The 17,814-nt window shown below is 49.7% G+C and carries 17 protein-coding genes; 9 read left to right on the top strand and 8 right to left on the bottom strand.

Features of this window, described 5'->3' with window-relative positions; genetic code table 11:
* Positions 1 to 140: 140 nt before the first annotated feature.
* The gene (locus CFERDRAFT_RS07590) at positions 141 to 368 is read right to left on the bottom strand and encodes a hypothetical protein (protein WP_040433469.1); all 228 of its coding nucleotides are present in this window, start codon (positions 366 to 368) and stop codon (positions 141 to 143) included.
* A 358-nt stretch (positions 369 to 726) separates the two neighbouring features.
* Here CFERDRAFT_RS07590 and CFERDRAFT_RS07595 point away from each other — a divergent pair, with 358 nt between their 5' ends.
* Positions 727 to 1,590, top strand: a complete 864-nt coding sequence (locus CFERDRAFT_RS07595; RefSeq protein WP_006366627.1) for a hypothetical protein — start codon at positions 727 to 729, stop codon at positions 1,588 to 1,590.
* A 110-nt stretch (positions 1,591 to 1,700) separates the two neighbouring features.
* Here CFERDRAFT_RS07595 and CFERDRAFT_RS07600 read toward each other — a convergent pair whose 3' ends face one another.
* Positions 1,701 to 2,513: a nuclear transport factor 2 family protein gene (locus CFERDRAFT_RS07600; protein WP_006366628.1), complete on the bottom strand. Its 813-nt coding sequence runs from the start codon at positions 2,511 to 2,513 to the stop codon at positions 1,701 to 1,703.
* Positions 2,514 to 2,748: 235 nt separating this feature from the next.
* Between CFERDRAFT_RS07600 and CFERDRAFT_RS07605 the strand changes: the two genes are divergently transcribed.
* Both CFERDRAFT_RS07605 and CFERDRAFT_RS07610 read left to right on the top strand, forming a co-directional pair.
* On the top strand, positions 2,749 to 3,108 hold the full coding sequence (locus CFERDRAFT_RS07605; RefSeq protein ID WP_006366629.1) for a hypothetical protein: 360 nt from the start codon (positions 2,749 to 2,751) through the stop codon (positions 3,106 to 3,108).
* Positions 3,109 to 3,118: 10 nt separating this feature from the next.
* Entirely contained in the window at positions 3,119 to 3,538 is a 420-nt protein-coding gene (locus CFERDRAFT_RS07610; protein WP_006366630.1) for a hypothetical protein, read from the top strand.
* A 17-nt stretch (positions 3,539 to 3,555) separates the two neighbouring features.
* On the opposite strand, the gene CFERDRAFT_RS07615 is transcribed toward CFERDRAFT_RS07610, so the two are convergent.
* Positions 3,556 to 4,989: a DUF4403 family protein gene (locus CFERDRAFT_RS07615; RefSeq protein ID WP_006366631.1), complete on the bottom strand. Its 1,434-nt coding sequence runs from the start codon at positions 4,987 to 4,989 to the stop codon at positions 3,556 to 3,558.
* Positions 4,990 to 5,311: 322 nt separating this feature from the next.
* On the opposite strand from CFERDRAFT_RS07615, the gene CFERDRAFT_RS07620 reads away from it, so the two are divergent.
* The 3 genes from CFERDRAFT_RS07620 to pfkA all read left to right on the top strand — a co-directional run bounded on the left by CFERDRAFT_RS07620 (position 5,312) and on the right by pfkA (position 7,945).
* Positions 5,312 to 6,334: an NAD(P)H-binding protein gene (locus CFERDRAFT_RS07620; RefSeq protein ID WP_006366632.1), complete on the top strand. Its 1,023-nt coding sequence runs from the start codon at positions 5,312 to 5,314 to the stop codon at positions 6,332 to 6,334.
* Positions 6,335 to 6,395: 61 nt separating this feature from the next.
* Positions 6,396 to 6,857 carry a hypothetical protein gene (locus tag CFERDRAFT_RS07625; protein WP_040433470.1) on the top strand — a complete coding sequence of 154 codons (462 nt, stop codon included), beginning with the start codon at positions 6,396 to 6,398 and terminating at the stop codon, positions 6,855 to 6,857.
* An 83-nt stretch (positions 6,858 to 6,940) separates the two neighbouring features.
* Positions 6,941 to 7,945, top strand: coding sequence for a 6-phosphofructokinase (gene pfkA, locus CFERDRAFT_RS07630; protein ID WP_006366634.1), 1,005 nt, complete (start codon positions 6,941 to 6,943; stop codon positions 7,943 to 7,945).
* Between the two features lie 179 nt (positions 7,946 to 8,124).
* On the opposite strand, the gene CFERDRAFT_RS07635 is transcribed toward pfkA, so the two are convergent.
* Positions 8,125 to 8,352, bottom strand: coding sequence for a YgaP family membrane protein (locus CFERDRAFT_RS07635; protein ID WP_040433472.1), 228 nt, complete (start codon positions 8,350 to 8,352; stop codon positions 8,125 to 8,127).
* Between the two features lie 181 nt (positions 8,353 to 8,533).
* On the opposite strand from CFERDRAFT_RS07635, the gene CFERDRAFT_RS07640 reads away from it, so the two are divergent.
* Together CFERDRAFT_RS07640 and CFERDRAFT_RS07645 are read left to right on the top strand one after the other, a co-directional pair.
* Positions 8,534 to 9,286, top strand: coding sequence for a metal ABC transporter ATP-binding protein (locus tag CFERDRAFT_RS07640; protein WP_006366635.1), 753 nt, complete (start codon positions 8,534 to 8,536; stop codon positions 9,284 to 9,286).
* Complete coding sequence (locus CFERDRAFT_RS07645; RefSeq protein ID WP_040433474.1) at positions 9,279 to 10,133, top strand: metal ABC transporter permease; 855 nt, start codon at positions 9,279 to 9,281, stop codon at positions 10,131 to 10,133. Before CFERDRAFT_RS07640 ends, CFERDRAFT_RS07645 begins: the two co-directional genes overlap by 8 nt.
* A gap of 11 nt (positions 10,134 to 10,144) precedes the next feature.
* Here the strand turns inward: CFERDRAFT_RS07645 and CFERDRAFT_RS11735 are convergent, their stop codons facing one another.
* The 3 genes from CFERDRAFT_RS11735 to CFERDRAFT_RS07660 form a co-directional block, all read right to left on the bottom strand.
* Positions 10,145 to 13,189, bottom strand: a complete 3,045-nt coding sequence (locus CFERDRAFT_RS11735) for a hybrid sensor histidine kinase/response regulator (RefSeq protein WP_006366637.1) — start codon at positions 13,187 to 13,189, stop codon at positions 10,145 to 10,147.
* A gap of 243 nt (positions 13,190 to 13,432) precedes the next feature.
* Positions 13,433 to 14,689: a DEAD/DEAH box helicase gene (locus CFERDRAFT_RS07655; RefSeq protein WP_006366638.1), complete on the bottom strand. Its 1,257-nt coding sequence runs from the start codon at positions 14,687 to 14,689 to the stop codon at positions 13,433 to 13,435.
* A gap of 160 nt (positions 14,690 to 14,849) precedes the next feature.
* A complete protein-coding gene (locus CFERDRAFT_RS07660; protein ID WP_006366639.1) occupies positions 14,850 to 16,016 on the bottom strand; it encodes an NAD(P)-dependent malic enzyme in 1,167 nt (388 codons plus the stop codon).
* A 719-nt stretch (positions 16,017 to 16,735) separates the two neighbouring features.
* On the opposite strand from CFERDRAFT_RS07660, the gene CFERDRAFT_RS07665 reads away from it, so the two are divergent.
* Positions 16,736 to 16,954, top strand: coding sequence for a cold-shock protein (locus CFERDRAFT_RS07665; RefSeq protein WP_006366640.1), 219 nt, complete (start codon positions 16,736 to 16,738; stop codon positions 16,952 to 16,954).
* A gap of 80 nt (positions 16,955 to 17,034) precedes the next feature.
* Here the strand turns inward: CFERDRAFT_RS07665 and CFERDRAFT_RS07670 are convergent, their stop codons facing one another.
* Positions 17,035 to 17,319, bottom strand: a complete 285-nt coding sequence (locus CFERDRAFT_RS07670) for an HU family DNA-binding protein (RefSeq protein ID WP_255372200.1) — start codon at positions 17,317 to 17,319, stop codon at positions 17,035 to 17,037.
* Positions 17,320 to 17,814 lie beyond the last annotated feature (495 nt).

Here is a 17,814-nt window from a genome sequence, read left to right on the forward strand (position 1 = left end):
ACTCAAGGGGATGCAGCAGGGGGAGGTTTTTAGCGGTTAAGAGAGCGTGCAGAACGATATGAACTATGCGCTATGCGCCGCAAAAAGACAAACGCCCTGAACCGTGAGGATAAGGGCGTTTGTTGGTAATGTGAACGTGCTTACTTTTTCGGTGTGATGGCCGAAGAGATGCCGTTTGCTACATTCTGGACAAGCTGCAGGGCCGTGTTGGCCGTGTTTGTGACGATGTTGACACAGAGCTCTGTGCATGACTGGACGACCGTCGATGCAGAAGATACGCTGCTGGTCAGGGTGTCAGCAAGACTCTGTACCAGAGCGCCGAATGCATTGAAGAGGTCGGAAAAGACGCCGCCGTTTTCGTTTGCCATAGTTGAAGGGTTGTTTATGTTGATGAGGGGAGTTGTACCGGAAAAAAATTGGTGTAAAACTGCTGGCAGCTCCCTGAAAATAAAAGTGCCATGCAGCAATCAGGGTAAATATACTATAAATGATCTTCCGGCTTGCAAGGGTTGTGTTGTTTTGNCGGCGAAAAGTCCGTTTATTTATTTACTGATTATTGCCCGGAGTACTTTTTTTCTGCCGATTATGGATCGTGCAATGGAGGTTTAGGGGAATAGCAGAAGCTTTATCGATAGGTTGTTCACCGGTAAAGCGGGCATACAGGGTATGCGGTAAGGACAATGAGACGGGGCGCCACCGATTGATTCAACAAACAGGGAGAGGGGCATGATCACAATTCTGAATCGGGTTGACATTCTCTTTGACAGTCTGGAGCACTTCTGGGAGCACAAGCGCACCGAACGGGCTGCGGCCAACCTTCTGATTATCACCTTTCTAGGAGCACTTGTCGTGATCGAGCTTCGCCGTCAGGGTTGGCTGCCGGATGCCCTGGCCTCAGTTCTGCCCACAAGCCACTATTATGCCATCAATATTGCCTTTTCCATGCTGCTTGCCATTGAGGTACTTGCTCTGGTATTCAGCGTTGCGAACTCGGTTTCAGATTCGGTCGGCAAACAGTTCGAGATTCTTTCGCTTATTCTGCTGCGACACTCGTTCAAGGAGATCATCTACTTTAAAGAGCCGCTTATCTGGGCAGAGACCCCGGAGCCGGTTATGCATATCCTCTCCTATGCCGGCGGCGCGCTTTTGTTATTCCTCCTGCTCGGACTCTATTACAAACTCCAGAAACACCGAGTTTTGAATCAAAGCATCACCGTTACAACCGAGTTTATCTCCTCAAAAAAATTTGTATCCCTTCTGCTTCTCTGTGTTTTCAGCGGAATGGGTATTGCCGATGCGCTCCTTTATCTGGGCGGTGAGCCTGTATTTGATTTTTTTGCACTGTTCTACACAATTCTTGTTTTCAGCGATGTGCTGCTGGTACTGGTTTCGCTCCGCTACAGTTCAAACTATCAGATTGTATTTCGTAACTCCGGGTTTGCCGTGGCCACGGTGGTTGTACGGCTTGCACTTACCGCTCCGCCCTACATTGATGTGCTTCTCGGTGTCGGGGCAATGCTTTTTGCCATCGGCATCACCTTTGCCTACAACAGATTTGAAAAAATCGATACACACGCTGAGCTGTCATAACTCTCTTGCTCTTGTGGAGCGATCGATAACAACAGGAAAGCCGTCCGTTAACGCAACGGACGGCTTTGCAGATAGCGGAAATGTCGTGTTTCAGAAGATCGCCGGATGGATCATTTGATATCGAGGAAAAATCCGATCAGCTTCCAGGAAATACCTTCATAGATATACTTGGACTCAAATGAGACTACACTTGGTTTTGTCGGGTAGTGGCCTTTGATGATAAGCACCCCGTCCTGATTGATTGATGCCTCCTGGTCAAGGATCGGCTCAAGGGGATCAAGTACGGTCAGATCGATATCGGCTTTGATTATCGGAGCATAGCCTTCGTTCAGCTTTTCGGTTGTGAACTGTGATTGCCACATGTTTGAGATGGTGCTTCTGAAGTGCGCCATGTTTTTGCTCTTTATCGAGAGCGCAAAGTCATGCATGGACTGTCTGGCGAGGGCTATCTGCTCAGTTTTGCCGGGAACGGTTGTCGCCGATTTTTTCGGTGTGGTTCCTGCCGAGGCTTCTGAAGTTTCAGATGGCTGAAGACCGGCGGTCGGTTTTTGCATGGCATAAATTTTCCACTCATCATTCTCCTTGATGAACATAAGCTTGATGGGGATATTGCCGCCTGTTTCAGTGGTAATGGTGCCGTTGAGTTCACCCCTGCCGCCGTTTATGCTGCTCTCGGCCCATTTAGCCTCTTTAAAGTTCAGGAGGGCACTTCTTGACAGAAACTCTTTCAGGGTCTCTTCATTGGTACTTGCCTTGAACTCCTCGGAGAGATAGGTCCGGGCCTTTGTCATATCCTGCTGTTTCACGGCACCGAAAAAGTCATTGGCAGTTGACCTCATTCCTGACGTGGCAAACATCACTACAGCGAGAAGAAGGACAATCACCGCAGCAATGCCGGTGAGAATTTTCCATCCTTTTTTCATAATTCCTCCATGAATGTTTGTTAAAACAGGATAAACGATGATTTGTATATCACATATATATTATTATAAAGTTACGACATATATATTTATCGATCAAGGTTGTACTGACTCATGGCGAGAAGGGGCTGATTCTGCGGGAAGGTTTGATCCAATATTCCTCCTGCAATAGATTTTAGGCCGTAAATGGTTATTTTACAGAATATTGATTATTAATTTTAATGTAAAAGCGTAAAAAATGAGTGACAGTATAAATCTTCATGAAGATCCGAGATTTGCCACCGTAGCCGCCGATCTGGAGCGCATACGACAGGAGATTATCGCAAAGGGGAAGCTGCTTCCGTTGACGGGTTCGAAGGATGGTGACGTGGTCATCCTCTTTGACTCCTATGGCGAGGGCAAGGAAGCCGAGCCGAGTATTCTCATCGAGGTTACTTCACCCGAAGAGTTTAACGGGGCTGAAACACTCCTTGATGAATTTGAGGACTATGTGATTGATGCACTTGAAGTTGCTTCCCGTGAGTGGTCACAGGAGGTGACGGAGTTGCTGGGTGATGACCGGCCGGTAATCCTGCTTATTAACGGCGAAGAAGTATAGGATCACTGTTATGGCTGTCATGACCGAGTTTATCGATCTGATTGTACCTGTTGCAATCATTGAAGAGAAGTATCCCGGAGGGTGGGAACAATGCCTCAGCGATCACAAGAGGGCGATCGGTGGCAGGGTCTGGTTTGATGATCATCTGTTTCGTGATGGTGCCATGAACCCCGGTGCGATGGATGCGCTGCTCAAAGCCTGGTGGAAAATGGGGTTTGAGTGTTACACCGAAAAGGATGGCGTACGGCAGTGGAAGGATCTCTGTGTGTATGAAGGGTTGCATGGGGGATTGCAGATGCCCTGCGAGTGGCTCGGAGAGGATCCGGCAACCCGCACTCTCTATCTGAGGGGAACCCCGCCGGGCGAAATAAAGGGGAGGGACTGGGATCTGTGCGATGAGTGGGAGGCTCCGGTATTTCCGGGATTGTGAACCCGGCCGGCCTCTTTTCAGTGGATCCTTATTGCCCTGCCGGCCTTGATTTTTTTCAGCCTGATTGTCGTTTCGGTTTCCGCGTTGATGATAAAGTGGATCATCTCCTTCCCCATCAGGATGTCGCACTTTTTGATATCCAGATTTTCAACCCTGAGGTCTATCGTCCGCCCGGTCTTTCCCTTTGCGATGGCATGGTTGATGAGGGCGGGCAATTTCATAATCAGGGTATCCAGACCAAGGTTAAGCTTCGATGCAATACGTTCCCGCAACAGATCGTGCAGCACCTCATCCCCTCTCTCTACCAGCAGGCTGCCTGAGTTCACGGTAAAGTCAAAATTCTGCACGTTCAGCCTCTGTGTCGTAATATCAAAAACCGGATGACCGCTCAGATAAAAACGGCCATCCAGATCCCCTCCGGTATCTACCGCAACCGTTAATCCTTCCGTCGAGGTGTAGGCGCGGATATCAAGTATGGAGATGCGGTATCCCTTGGAGAGGATTTCAGTTCCGTGCAGCATCCGGTTTAACTGCTGATTGATTTCATCAAATGAGGTGCTTGCATAGATGAAAAGATCCGATTCCGGCTGTTTCTCCCGGGTGGCCAGCTCTCTGTAATCCGGCAGACGATGGTGAGCTGCCTGTGCGGTTGTGTCGGTTACAAGAAGCATTTTTGCTTTTACACTGGCAAAGCAGACAATGGCGCTCTTCTGCAGCTTGATATTGCCACTGATATCGCTGCAGTTAAACCGTATCCAGACCGGAGCAGGGTAGCTGGAGATGCGAATCGGCTTTTGCAGGTCATGCCATACATGGGCAACGGTTTTTCGCAGTGAGGCGGCCTTGTTGATCTCCTGGTCAACCATTGATGTCAGGCTCTTGCTGTTCTGGCTTATGGCATCATCGAGCTGCTTCCGGATGTTTTTTTTGAATGGTCCCAGTTTGATGACCGGTTCGCTTACCCATTGATGCTCCCTCATGGTGAATTTCGTTTTCAGTCTCCAGTTTCTGTCGAGATCGATGGGTGTTGAGAGCGTGAGGATAATGCTGGTGTGAAAGGGGGAGACGAGCCTGGAGAGCGTTTTGCCGAACCGGCTGTCGAGCAGGGTGGCATCAACGGTCAAGGGCAGGGTGCAGAGCAGTTCCCGGCCGGTGGAGGTGATGTTGATGCTGCCGGCTTTGGTGAGCGTGAGCAGGATCTGCTCTTTTTCGGACTCCTGAAGAATAAGGGTAGTCTCCAGGAACTTCCCTGTGATTTTTTGGTTGAGGTAGTCGGCAAGGCTGTTAATCTCAATAATGATCGGAATATTGAAGGTGGATTGCGGAATATCGATAATGATTTTTTCATTGATCGCAGCAGGAGGCGCAGTACTATTCTTTCTTAAAAGATAGTAGAGACCCGAAGCAAGGAGTCCCAGGATAAGGGTGGTAATCAGGAGTGCTTTTTTCATCTCCCCGGTTGTTCACATTAAACGAGTTGTGCGCATGCTTTCTCTTTTCCGGATGTTCATTTAAGGGCAATGCCGCTCCAGTATGAATCCGGTTTTCATGAAATCAAACACTCTTTACCCGCTATTGATTGCACCTTTACACCGGATCTCGTTCGGAGAATCCGGAACGAGCTCATCGGGCTCTGTTGCCGAAAGAGTGGAATGAGTTGGCATTAACGGGGCAATGGGGGTTTGAAGAGCGGATAATAAGCCGTATTTTCAGCTATTGCATTTCGCTTGCGGGGAAATTTCCTGCAATGAATTAAAAAACCATCTCCTGTACGTGAATAGTTCATCCCACTCTCAGGCAGTAACTCCAAAACGTGTGTTTGTTGTCGGTGCCACCGGTTATATCGGCAAATTTGTTGTCCGTGAACTGGTATCGAGAGGCTATGAGGTGGTGAGTTTTGCCCGGGAGCGCTCGGGGGTCGGAGCCATGACCAAAGCTGATGAGCTTCGCGTGCAGCTCAAGGGCTCCGAAGTACGGTTCGGTGACGTGAGCAGCCTGGACTCCCTCATGCAGAGTGGTATCCGGGGCGAGCATTTTGATGTTGTGGTCTCATGCCTGACCTCTCGCAACGGGGGAGTGAAGGATTCATGGAATATCGATTATCAGGCAACCCGCAATGCACTTGATGCAGCCAAAGCTGCCGGAGCAGGGCACTTTGTGCTGCTTTCGGCGATCTGTGTCCAGAAGCCGCTGCTCGAGTTCCAGAGAGCCAAGCTGAAGTTCGAGAAGGAGCTACAGGAGTCCGGGCTGACCTGGTCAATTGTGCGACCGACCGCTTTTTTTAAATCCATAGCCGGTCAGGTTGAAGCGGTAAAAAAAGGAAAACCATATGTTGTGTTCGGCAACGGTGAATTGACCGCCTGCAAGCCGATCAGCGAGCGGGATCTGGCCCGTTTTATTGCCGATTGTCTTGATGATCCCTCAAAGCAAAACAGGATTCTCCCCATCGGCGGACCGGGCAGGGCTATTACAGCAAGGGAGCAGGGCGAACTGCTGTTTGAACTTCTTGGTCTTGTGCCGAAGTTCAAAAATATGCCGATACAGATGTTTGATGTTATCATTCCTGTGATGACCCTGCTGGCCAGAATTTTTCCGAAACTTGAGGACAAGGCCGAGTTTGCCCGTATCGGCAAATACTATTGTTCGGAGTCCATGCTGGTGCTGAACCCGGTTACCGGCAAGTACGATGCAGAGATCACCCCTTCCTACGGCAGTGATACCCTGCGCGATTTTTACAAGCGGGTACTTCAGGAGGGGCTTGCAGGCCAGGAGCTCGGTGAGCACTCCATGTTCTGAGGCTGTTCAACACCTTTTCTTTTGCCGGCGGCAGCTCTTTTCATTTCAAACGAATGCCTTTATGCTCAAAGCCTTTCTCCTGGAGATGAAAAAGACCCTGTTTCCTCATGCCATTGCTGCCCATTTCAGCAACGGTCTGATTCCTGTTGCCGTGCTATTTCTTCTGCTCTCACTCTCTTCAGGCGATGTTTATTTTGAGCATACCGTCAGTCACCTGCTTGTTATCGTGCTGATGGCCATTCCGGTCTCCTTTGTTTCCGGCATTTATGACTGGAAAACGAAGTACAAGGCGGCAAAAGCGCCCATATTTATAAAAAAAATACGCCTCTCCATTCTGCTTTTTATACTCTGTGCCACGACGGTTTCTATCCGTCTGGGCGTGCCCGGGGTGATGCATCAGGAGGGTATGCTGCACTGGCTCTATATTGCACTGCTCGTATCCATGCTCCCGGTGGTGGTGCTGCTCGGTCATTATGGCGGGAAACTCTCGGCGGCACAAAGATCGGCAGGCGCCAGAAAATAAGGAGCCGCCGGGCGGCTTTACAACACCGTGCCGCACCCCTTCATGAGCGGCGGTACTCAAAATAGATGTCAAGCGGAGAAGCGATGAAAACAGCAGAAAAGATGAACCGGTCGGCACTCAGCAGGATTGCACTCTTTACCTCCGGCGGTGATGCACCGGGAATGAATGCCGCCATTCGGGCGGTAACGCGAGCCGCCATAGCCGCCAATCTTGAGGTAATCGGCATCCGCCGGGGGTATCAGGGGATGATTGAAGGGGATTTCCAGCCCCTTTATGCCTCGGATGTGAGCGGTATAATTCATCTGGGCGGAACCATGCTTCGAACGGCCCGGAGTAATGCCTTCAGAACTCCGGAAGGCCGCAGCAGGGCCTATGAGCAGTTGAAAAATGCTGCTATTGATGCCGTTGTGGTTATCGGCGGCGACGGCTCATTCAGAGGTGCTCAGGAGATGTCACAGGAGTATCCGGTTTCGTTTGTCGGTATTCCGGCCACCATAGACAATGATATGTATGGTACCGATTACACCATCGGCTTTGAGACGGCATTGAACACGGTAGTGGAGGCGGTCGATAAAATAAGGGACACAGCGCGCTCGCATGGCCGGATATTTTTTGTGGAGGTGATGGGTCGGGAGGCCGGTCAGCTTGCTCTGCACAGCGGAATTGCCTGCGGGGCAGAGGTGATACTGATTCCCGAGTCGAATGCGGAGGGGGGAAAGCTGCATGATTTTCTGAAACACGGCTATAAAAACAAGGAGAGCAGCGGAATTGTCATTGTTGCAGAGGGTGATGAATCCGGTGGCGCCATGAAAATCGCCGAACGTGTGCGCCTGGATCATCCCGAGCTGGAAGTCCGGGTTTCCATTCTCGGCCATATACAGCGAGGAGGAAACCCTACAGCTGATGACCGGATAAATGCGACAAGAATGGGTGTTGCGGCTATTGAGGCCTTGCTTGCCGGAGAAAAAAATATCATGATCGGAATTGCCAGGGATAAAATTGTACAGGTACCCTTTAAAATCGCAGTAAAACTTTGCCACCGAATTGATGAACAACTGCTTGATATTCAGCGACTTATGAACATTTAGCAGATGAAGAGGTGTACAGAGAGTCTGAAGAGCGCTCGTGTGAGCCAGGCTTTTTCAGGGGTATGGTCGGGAGCCTGATAAAAAAGCAGTTAAAACCGGGCCGATAACCGGCTTTAACTGCTGAATCGAGTGCGTTATGATCGATGAAAAAAAGGGGTCAGGCCGTGTAGTTATGCTTGTCAGGGTTTGGGTGTGCCTGTTTTTGCCGGTTTTTCACTGACCGTGCAGGAGTTGCAGGAGGAAATTTTCAGGAGCGTATAGAGGGGGCAGAATCCGGCAAGTGCAGTCAGAATAGGTATGAGGCCGATCGCTCCCCACCATGACTGGTTTATGATGCCGATAAACATAATCGACACGCCAATGATTATGCGGATGCCTTTGTCATATTTCCCTATGTTTTTGTTCATTGGTTCCCTTGGATGAAAATTGAGTCTGTGATACGCTTGCAATGAAAGAGTGCAGAGCTGTTAAATTACCATCACTTTATCTTTTTAGCAATCGCTCCGGCACCACTTTATTGCAATACCGTTCAGGGAGAGCCCCTTAAGGCATGCTTTTACATTGAACCATGAATTATACCGTCTGCCAGTGAGCATAACAATAAACAATGTAACCGCAGGGTATGACCGCCATCCGGTTGTACATCACCTCAGCGGTTCGTTTGCTGATGCCTCACTCACGGCGGTTTCAGGGCCGAATGGAGGCGGGAAGAGCACCCTGCTTAAAGCCCTTGTCGGCTTTGTTCCCTTGATGACCGGCCGTATTGATTTTGGCGGCGTCAAGCCTGATGAAATTGCCTATCTGCCGCAGCAGTTTGAAATTGACCGTACCTTTCCGATTTCGGTTCTTGATGTCGTTCTGCTTGGTAACTGGTCGAGAACCGGCGCTTTTGCACCTATGGGTAAATTGCACAGAAAAGAGGCTCTGGATGCTCTTGCCGAGGTTGATATGGCAGCGTTCGCCTCCAGACCTGTTGTTTCGCTCTCCACCGGTCAGTGGCAGCGTGTGCTTTTTGCCCGCATTATTGTGCAGCGCGCACGCCTGATTCTGCTTGACGAGCCCTTTGCGGCAATTGACGGTCATACAACCCTTGAACTAATGCAGCAGCTGAAACAGTGGTGTCGAAATGGTGTTACGATCATCTGTGTCATGCATGATCTCAATCTGGTTCGTGCCCATTTTCCTCAATCACTGCTGCTCTCCAGAGAGCTTATTGCCTGGGGTAATACTGCCGATGTGCTCACTCAGGAAAATCTTGACGCCGCGCTTGAACGAAGTGGGAGCTGGCAGGAGTCACTTGAACGCTGTGAAATCAACGGGGAGGAGGAGCGGAGTGCATAGTGAATTTCTGCAGGATCCTGCAATGAAGCGGGCATTGATTGGAGCGATTCTGGTCTCATGCAGCAGTGCCCCGCTGGGTGTATTTCTTGTCCTTCGCCGCATGAGTCTGCTCGGTGACATTATGGCGCACGCTATTCTGCCCGGTGTTGCGGCGGCTTTTATTCTCTTCGGCATGTCGATTCCGGCAATGAGTATCGGTGGTTTGGCTGCGGGGTTGACGGTTGCACTGCTGGCCGGGGTGGTATCGCGTTTTACCGCCTTGCGTGAAGATGCTTCTTTTGCAGCGCTCTATCTGATAGCCGTGGCCTCGGGCGTGTTGATGATCTCGCTGCATGGGACGGCTCAGGATCTGGAGGATATTCTTTTTGGTGATGCCCGGTTACTGGATGAACAGATCCTTTCCGTTATGGCCGTTATCAGTGCATTGACGCTTCTGGCGCTTCTTCTGATCTATCGTACGCTTGTTGTCGAGTCATTTGACCCTGTTTTTCTGCGCACCGTACGGGGAAACGGAGGAGTGGTGCATGCGGTTTTTATTACCCTTACCGTACTGAATATGGTCGCGAACTATCAGGCGATGGGGACGCTGATGTCGGCAGGACTTATGCTTGTTCCGGCTATTGCTTCACAGTTCTGGACACAGCATATGCGAAGCATGCTTGCTCTCGCTGTTGCCCTGGCTGTCAGCGGATCACTGCTCGGCCTTATCATGGCTTTCAGCTGGAATCTCCCTTCCGGACCCTCCATAATTCTGATACTGGGGGGATTTTATCTCTTCTCCCTCCTGTTCGGGCGTTTTGGAAGCGTGAGGGCTCGATACTTCCCGTTCCGTCATTTTTCGAGGTAGAGTCCTGTTTTTCAGGGAGCAGGATCCTGAGTGACCGGCAGCACTTCATGTATTGCTGATGCTATCTGCACCATCTGAACCGGTTTATTCAGTGTCCTGGTGATACCGACCCGATTGATGGTCGAGAGGTCATGCACATTTTTCCCATAGCCGGAAATCATGATTATGGGGAGTTTCGGATCTGTTTTATGGATCTCTTCAGCCAGCTCAAACCCGGTCATTTCCGGCATGGTAAGGTCGGTAATGAGCAGGTCGAACTGTTCGGGCTGCCGCCTGAACACTTCAAGTGCCTGCAGCGGGGAGTTCCGGGCATCTACATTGAAACCCAGTTTTGTAATCATGAGCGACATCACCTTCAGGGCAGCCTGTTCATCGTCAACGAGGAGAATGGTTCCGTGCCCATTGGCGTGTGTGCTGTTTGCTTGTCTCTTTTCGCTCTTTTCGTCAACCAGCGGAAGATAAATCTTGAAAGAGGTTCCTTTTCCTACATGACTTTCAACAGCAATCTCCCCCCTGAAACTTTTGATGATGCCATGAACAACCGAGAGGCCGAGACCTGTTCCTTTATTGACCATTTTTGTGGTGAAGAATGGTTCGAAGATTCTCTCCATTGTAGCTTCATCCATGCCGGTGCCGGTATCTGAAACCGTGAGCTGCAGACACCTTTTCGCATCAAGTTTCGGAAAAAGCCTCTGCGTATTGTTGTCAAGCATGATCTCCCTGAGCTCTATGGTCAGCACTCCGCCGGACGCTTCCATAGCCTGGAAGGCGTTGGTACAGAGGTTGACAATAACCTGATGAAGTTTCGATGAGTCAGCCAGAATATTGCGGCAGTTTGTGTCAATGTGCTGCTCAATTCCGATGGTCACGGGGATTGATGGCCTGAGAAGTTTCAGGGCCTCCTCTATAACGGCCTGAACGCTTACGATTGCGGTAGTGCTCTCCTGAGACTTGCTGAAGGTGAGGATTTGCGATACCAGATGCCGTGCCCGTTCGGCCGCCATCATGATCTCATTGAAATATTCGTGCAACGGCTCCTCACTCGACAGGTTCATGATACCCATCTCTGCATATCCGAGTATCGGGGTGAGCAGGTTGTTGAAATCATGGGCAATGCCGCCGGCAAGTGTTCCTATGGTTTCAAGGCGCTGGGACTTGCGGAGTCGCGACTCAAGCATGTTTTTCTCTTCCTCTTCCTTTTTCCTCTCGGAAATATCAATCACAATAGCGGCAAAACGGACCACCTTTCCCCCGGAATTCCTGTATGGCGTTCCCCTTGACATGAGCCATCGAAAGGAGCCGTCAACCTGACGTGTACGCCAGATGCTGTTGAATTCACTCCCGTTCTCTATTGCGTCTCGGTACTCCATCTGTATCTTTTCCCGGTCTTCCGGAGTGATGGTCTCCAGCCAGTTGTCAATGGTAGCTTCAACGCTGTGCGGTTCGAGTCCGAAGAGTTTCCATAATTCCTCAGACCAGATGTTGGTACCGGTTTCCAGCATACTCTCCCAGGTGCCGGCATTGGTTGCCGACATAATGAGATGCATCCGCTCATTAATGGCAATCAGTGACTCCTGGAATTGTTTGCGCTCGGTGAAGTCAATGATGATCGAATAGAGCAGGGACTTGCCCTGGATGGTAATCGGGCCGCTTACAACCTCAACATCACGGAAAGAGCCGTCGGCAAGGCAGTGGCGGAAAATAAAATAGTTACGCTCCTCTTTTTTGGCTCGCTGCATTTCGGCCTGAATTTCGGTAGCACTCAGTAAGTTGATCTGGCTGATATTCATCCGGCAGAGCTCCTCAAGCGTCCAGCCGTAGTAGGAGACGGCGGCAGGATTGGCATCAATAATGCTGCCGTTATCCGGATCCACAATCAGCATGACGGTATGTTTGTTCTGAAAGAGACTCCGGTAGCGGGCTTCACTCTGCTTTATTTTGAGATCCACCTCTTCACGTTCCTTGCGGTTTCGCTGCATCGTGATTCCGTAGGCCATATTGTCGGCCATGGAGGAGAGCAGCGCCGTCTCTTCATCGTTAAAGGCATCGGTCTTGTCAGAATAGATATTCAACACCCCGAATACATGATCATCAGTTTTCAGGGGAAGCCCCAGTGAGGAGATATATCCGCGCGCCAGAGCCTCTTTGCGCCATGGAGCGAAACGGGGGTCGGCCTGCATGTTCCTTGTGGTAAAGGGCCTGCCGGTGCGAACAGCACTCCCTCCGGGCCCCTGTCCATGTTCATTATCTCCCCAGGAGACCTTGAGCGTCTCAAGGTAACCCGCATCGTAACCGGCTTTGGCTACAGGCAGAACACTTTTTTCCTCGTCATCAAGTGCATAACCCACCCAGGTCATGCGGTACCCTCCGGTTTCAACGATAATGGTGCAGATCTGTTGCAAGAGTTCCTCTTCGGATTGGGCATGCAGCAGAGCCTGATTGCAGTTGTTGATAGCCTGAAGTGCGCGGCTCCGCTTTTGAAGTTCGGTAATATCGGAGAGAATCAGCTGGCATTCATCACTCTTGCTGAGGTGCACAGCCTCCACACGAACGTTGTGACCCTGTGGAGGAGTTTGAGCTTCCGCAGCCGGAATGCCTTCAGCTGACAGGAGTACTATTTCACAGCAGCCCGGTGCTTTCAGCTTGAAGATGCTCTCCAAGAGCGCTCTGTATACAGGAATGTACTCCGGAGCAATAAAGCGCAGGAAAGGTTCATTGATCAACCTGGTGCGCTCCACTCCGAGCATTCGGGATGAGGTCAGGTTGGCCTGGATGATTTTGCCCTTATTGGAAATAGTCAGATAGCCAAGAGGGGAGAAGTCATAAAGCGACGTGTAATGATCAAGAGAGCTCTCAAGTTCGGCTCTTGAATGCATAAGCTCTTCCTGCTGCATCTCAAGCTCAAGCTGATGAACCGAGAGCTCATGGATAATACGGCGCATATCCTGGGGTGACGTCAATGCATCAGGATCAATACTCAGCTTGTCCCGCAGTCGTTGTTCAGCAAGAAGCCGGAGTTCTGATGATGGCTCTGCAGTGACTCTCTTTTTATTCATGAACGGGTATTCAGGCTCCTCGGGAGGTGACGCAAGGATGTTAATTCAATAATACCAAATGTAGTGGATTATTTCCCTTTTTTTATGGAGATGGTGCCTGAAGACCATGCACCTGCTGTCAGACCGGCATTAGGACAGAGAGGAGAGGGGTGGGGGAGAAGAGATATCCCGGCATCTGATTTCGGAAAATTCGATACCGGGGATTGCTGCTCAATTGAGGGAGGAGAGCTACAGTGTTCCCGGTTACCTGGTGCGTCCCGGTCTGGATGACCAGCGTTTCGGCGCAGTTTTGGCCGGGGGTTTCGGGCCGGGGTGGCCTGAATTTCCTCTCCCGTTCTGTTTCGGTGCCTTGACCGGATTGTGATCGATCAGGGGGAAGGGGTGATTGTCAATAACGGGGATTTTTTTGCCGATCAGTTTTTCAATATCCCGCAGGTACTCTTTCTCCTCGGCATCGCAAAAAGAGTATGCCGTGCCTTTTGCTCCGGCTCTTCCTGTCCTTCCGATGCGGTGGACGTAGGTTTCAGCAATATTTGAGATCTCAAAGTTGATCACATACTCCAGTTCATCAACGTCAATGCCGCGGGCGGCGATATCCGTTGCCACCAGAACACGGGTAGTCTGGTTCTTGAAGTTCGACAGCGCTCGCTGGCGGGCATTCTGTGCCTTGTTACCATGAATGGCCTCGGCACGGATATTATGATGCGACAGGAATTTAACGACCTTGTCAGCCCCGTGTTTTGTGCGGGTAAAGACCAGAGCAGTTTTAATACTCTGATCTTTGAGAATATCAACCAGAAGGCTGTTTTTATTTCCCTTGTCAACAAAATAGATGTGCTGCTGAATGATATCAACGGTTGACGATATCGGGGTTACCGAGACCTCGGAAGGGTTATGCAGTATGGTGCCCGCAAGCCTGACGATCTCCGGCGGTAGTGTGGCTGAAAAGAAGAGGGATTGTTTCTTCTTTGGCAGTACGGCCAGTACTTTTTTGATGTCGTGGATAAAACCCATGTCGAGCATGCGGTCAGCTTCATCCAGCACAAATATTTCAACATCCCGCAAATTGAGAAATCCCTGATTCATGAGATCAAGCAGTCGGCCCGGAGTGGCAATAACAATGTCGACTCCGTTTCTCAAGGCTGAAATCTGGGGGTTCTGATTGACCCCTCCGAAGATGACCGTATTGTTCAGTCCGGTATGACGACCGTAGGCCCTGAAGCTTTCACCGATCTGGATGGCAAGCTCTCTGGTCGGGGTGAGAATAAGGCTTCTGATTTTCCGTTTTTTCTCATTGCTATGGCTCTCGCTCAGCAGCTGAAGAATCGGAATGGCAAACGCCGCTGTTTTTCCTGTACCTGTCTGGGCACAGCCAAGAAGGTCATTGCCCTGAAGTACAATCGGAATCGCTTCGGCCTGTATCGGGGTCGGGGTTGTATACCCCTCTTCCTGAAGCGATTTTAAAATTGGCTCTATAATGTCCAAAGAGTGAAATTGCATATGGTAAATAATTGTTCAATTGTTCGTTATGGTAACTTCGACTATATGTATGGTTGTTATGCCCACCACATATTCCGAGGTTGCGCATAACCGGTTCACTGCAGACGGTCATCTGAACAGGTGACGACAGTCTGCAAGCAGAACCTCTTCCGGATTGTTTTCAGGCCGCCGGAGCAATGACGCTGTTCAGCGAGATTTCAGAAATGACGGCAACAATATTCTCGACAACCTTTTTGTTGAAAGCTGTCGGCATAAGCTTGTCGTGTGTAGGCTTGATGGAGTAGGCGATTGAGGAGGCCACCGCCATTTTTATCTCCGGAGTGACCTGTTTGATACCCGTCTTCAGCAATCCTTTGAAGAGTCCGGGGAAGACCAGGGCGTTATTGACCTGATTGGGAAAGTCGGATCGGCCGGTGCCGACAATGGATGCTCCGGCCCTGAATGCGAGATCAGGCATGATTTCAGGAGTAGGATTTGCCATGGCAAAGATGAACGGCTCACTCTTCATCCCTTTTACCATGCTCTCGGTCACGATGTTTCCTTTTGATACGCCGACAAAAACATCGGCACCCGTCATGGTGCTCTGCAGATCACCCTTATGCTTCGCCCTGTTGCTGACTCTGGCAATGGCCTGTTTGATCGGATTCATTCCCGGCCGGCCTTCGTAGATAGCGCCCTGGGTATCAACGAGCACAACATCCTTGACTTCGGCATAGATCAGGAGTCTTGCGATTGCAATACCTGCAGCACCGGCGCCATTGATGACCACATGGAGTTCATTCAGATTACGGCCGGTTACACGGCAGGCATTGATCATTGCCGCAAGGGTGACAATGGCTGTTCCGTCCTGGTCGTCATGAAAAACCGGAATGGAGAGTTCGTTTTCAAGCCGTTCAAGGATCTCAAAACAGCGCGGAGCGGAAATGTCCTCCAGATTGATGCCTCCAAAACTGGGCTCGATAAGCTTGCAGAATTTTACGATATCGTCGACATCGGTAGAGTTTATGCAGAGGGGGATGGCATCAATATCCGCGAATGACTTGAAGATTATGGATTTGCCTTCCATTACCGGCATGGCGGCTTCAGGCCCGAGGTTTCCCAGACCCAGTATAGCCGTTCCGTCAGAGACTATCGCGACCTGATTGGCCCGGTTGGTCAAGGTGAAGGATTTGGTTTTATCATGACCGATTTCAGTACAGACCGCAGCAACTCCCGGAGTGTAGGCCAGAGAGAGATCGTTTTTGGTTTTAAGGCTGACCTTTGATCGGATTTCGATTTTACCTCTTGATTTGAGGTGCAGTGCAATTGACTCTTTGGAGTAGTTCATTTTGTTCAGGAACCCGGGTTTCCTGTGAAGATTTAAAGGTAAATGTGGTGAATTCAGCTCTCGTACTGAGTATTTCTCTGAAAGCCCTCAAGCTTTCCAAAAAATAACGTACCTGCGGAAAGGGTGAATGAAAGGCAGGGCAATATAGATTATTTTCTCGTTCTTAACGTGTTTGATCCAAATAAATTAGTTCAACATATATTTCGTTGTACTACAATAATTTACAAGAATCCGCCACTAAACGTTCCCTTTGGCGGGTAGTACGTCAGAATTCAGTCGCGTCATTTGCTGACAGGGTATTCCATCACGAAAGGCTTTGTTTATAGCTCTTTTTACAGTCGTGTGAGTACGTAAAGCTTGCGCGATAATGGCGTAAATCGTATTTTTCGCTATAGCGTGACCACTCTCGTTGTTGATGATGGGCGGGGTTTATCCTCAATAGCCCATGCTCTACTGAATGAATATGGTATGCAATATGCCGTATTGCCGGTATTTACTTCTTTTGTTTTTATCGTCAATTTTAAGCGGTCAACGTTACGCACAACGTGCTGAAGCACCAGAGCGGGCGGTATGAGGAGCATCCGGTATGCTCACGCGCTCTTTTCCCGCAGCAGATCGTACAGCTCCTGTTTCAGCTCGCTCTTCGTTGAGCAAGCGGGATATACCTGCAGGGTATGGGCTGGTTCAATAGACTTCATTCAATCTGAAATAGTACTCTTATGGCAAAAAGTGTCGTAAAGTGGTTTGATGGCAAAAAAGGGTACGGCTTTATTGTCAATCCTGACGGGGGAGAGGATATTTTTGTTCACTACTCCACCATTGATTCCGTACACCGCTTCAAGTTTCTCAATCAGGATGCTGAAGTGGATTTTGAGCTTGATGATTCCAAGCAGAGATTGCAGGCCAGGTATGTCAAGGAGATCTCCATTGCCTCCTGAGCGCTGAACTCCGCAAAAAAAAAGTCCATCATGCCTCGTTGCATGATGGACTTTTTTATAAAAACTGCAAAACGCTTCTGTCAGCCGCCAACTTCATCCTTCAGCGATTTCCCGGGTCTGAACTTTACCACTTTTTTTGCGGCAATGGTTATGGTTTTGCCGGTCTGGGGATTGCGTCCCTGACGAGCAGCCCTGTCTACAGTTGCGAAGGTGCCGAAACCGGCAAGTGGCACATCGTTACCGTTTTTCAATGAGGCTTTTACAATACCGATAAAGGCCGTGAGAGCCCGGTCAGCATCTGCTTTGGTCAGTTTGGCCTGCGCGGCAATTTTCTCGATCAATTCGGCTTTAGACATAGGGTGTATATTTTTAGGGTTAAGGAAAAAGTATGTATCAGGTCAAATTGGTGATTACCTATTGCGTCAGTACCTCTGTTATGAACGTGCAGGAGCAGGCTGATCCTCTTTCCCTGAGCATAATCCGCTGCTCGTTTGTTGCAAAACCGGTTTTGAGACAGGAGCGGCAGCGTCATTGATGCTGTGATTTTGCTCGCTGATTATAAAATAAACCAAAATATATATAAACTTTCAAAGTTCACGCTGTCGTTATACGCAACCAATACGCCGCTCCTGCCATTATTTTATACCTTTTCCATAAATATTGTTATACAGACCATATTTTCAGCATCAATTTTGTGCAAAGTGATCTATTTTTTATGCTGATACAAGCGGAGTGAGATGGCCGGGCAATGAGCAGATTTTGTTTGACATACTCCTCCTCCCTTGCTGTATCGCATTACGGTAACTGCCGTTTAATGCTGAAGGTCAAGAAGAGATGAATTTGAGTGGTTACTGTGCATT

It is taken from the genome of Chlorobium ferrooxidans DSM 13031, assembly GCF_000168715.1.
Taxonomy (GTDB): Bacteria; Bacteroidota; Chlorobiia; order Chlorobiales; family Chlorobiaceae; genus Chlorobium; species Chlorobium ferrooxidans.

What these genes read in the sequence shown, in the direction of transcription:
- CFERDRAFT_RS07590 (WP_040433469.1), bottom strand. Translation starts at nt 368, where the DNA reads ATGGCAAACGAAAACGGCGGCGTCTTTTCCGACCTCTTCAATGCATTC.
- CFERDRAFT_RS07595 (WP_006366627.1), top strand. Translation starts at nt 727, where the DNA reads ATGATCACAATTCTGAATCGGGTTGACATTCTCTTTGACAGTCTGGAG.
- CFERDRAFT_RS07600 (WP_006366628.1), bottom strand. Translation starts at nt 2,513, where the DNA reads ATGAAAAAAGGATGGAAAATTCTCACCGGCATTGCTGCGGTGATTGTC.
- CFERDRAFT_RS07605 (WP_006366629.1), top strand. Translation starts at nt 2,749, where the DNA reads ATGAGTGACAGTATAAATCTTCATGAAGATCCGAGATTTGCCACCGTA.
- CFERDRAFT_RS07610 (WP_006366630.1), top strand. Translation starts at nt 3,119, where the DNA reads ATGGCTGTCATGACCGAGTTTATCGATCTGATTGTACCTGTTGCAATC.
- CFERDRAFT_RS07615 (WP_006366631.1), bottom strand. Translation starts at nt 4,989, where the DNA reads ATGAAAAAAGCACTCCTGATTACCACCCTTATCCTGGGACTCCTTGCT.
- CFERDRAFT_RS07625 (WP_040433470.1), top strand. Translation starts at nt 6,396, where the DNA reads ATGCTCAAAGCCTTTCTCCTGGAGATGAAAAAGACCCTGTTTCCTCAT.
- pfkA (WP_006366634.1), top strand. Translation starts at nt 6,941, where the DNA reads ATGAAAACAGCAGAAAAGATGAACCGGTCGGCACTCAGCAGGATTGCA.
- CFERDRAFT_RS07635 (WP_040433472.1), bottom strand. Translation starts at nt 8,352, where the DNA reads ATGAACAAAAACATAGGGAAATATGACAAAGGCATCCGCATAATCATT.
- CFERDRAFT_RS11735 (WP_006366637.1), bottom strand. Translation starts at nt 13,189, where the DNA reads ATGAATAAAAAGAGAGTCACTGCAGAGCCATCATCAGAACTCCGGCTT.
- CFERDRAFT_RS07655 (WP_006366638.1), bottom strand. Translation starts at nt 14,689, where the DNA reads ATGCAATTTCACTCTTTGGACATTATAGAGCCAATTTTAAAATCGCTT.
- CFERDRAFT_RS07660 (WP_006366639.1), bottom strand. Translation starts at nt 16,016, where the DNA reads ATGAACTACTCCAAAGAGTCAATTGCACTGCACCTCAAATCAAGAGGT.
- CFERDRAFT_RS07665 (WP_006366640.1), top strand. Translation starts at nt 16,736, where the DNA reads ATGGCAAAAAGTGTCGTAAAGTGGTTTGATGGCAAAAAAGGGTACGGC.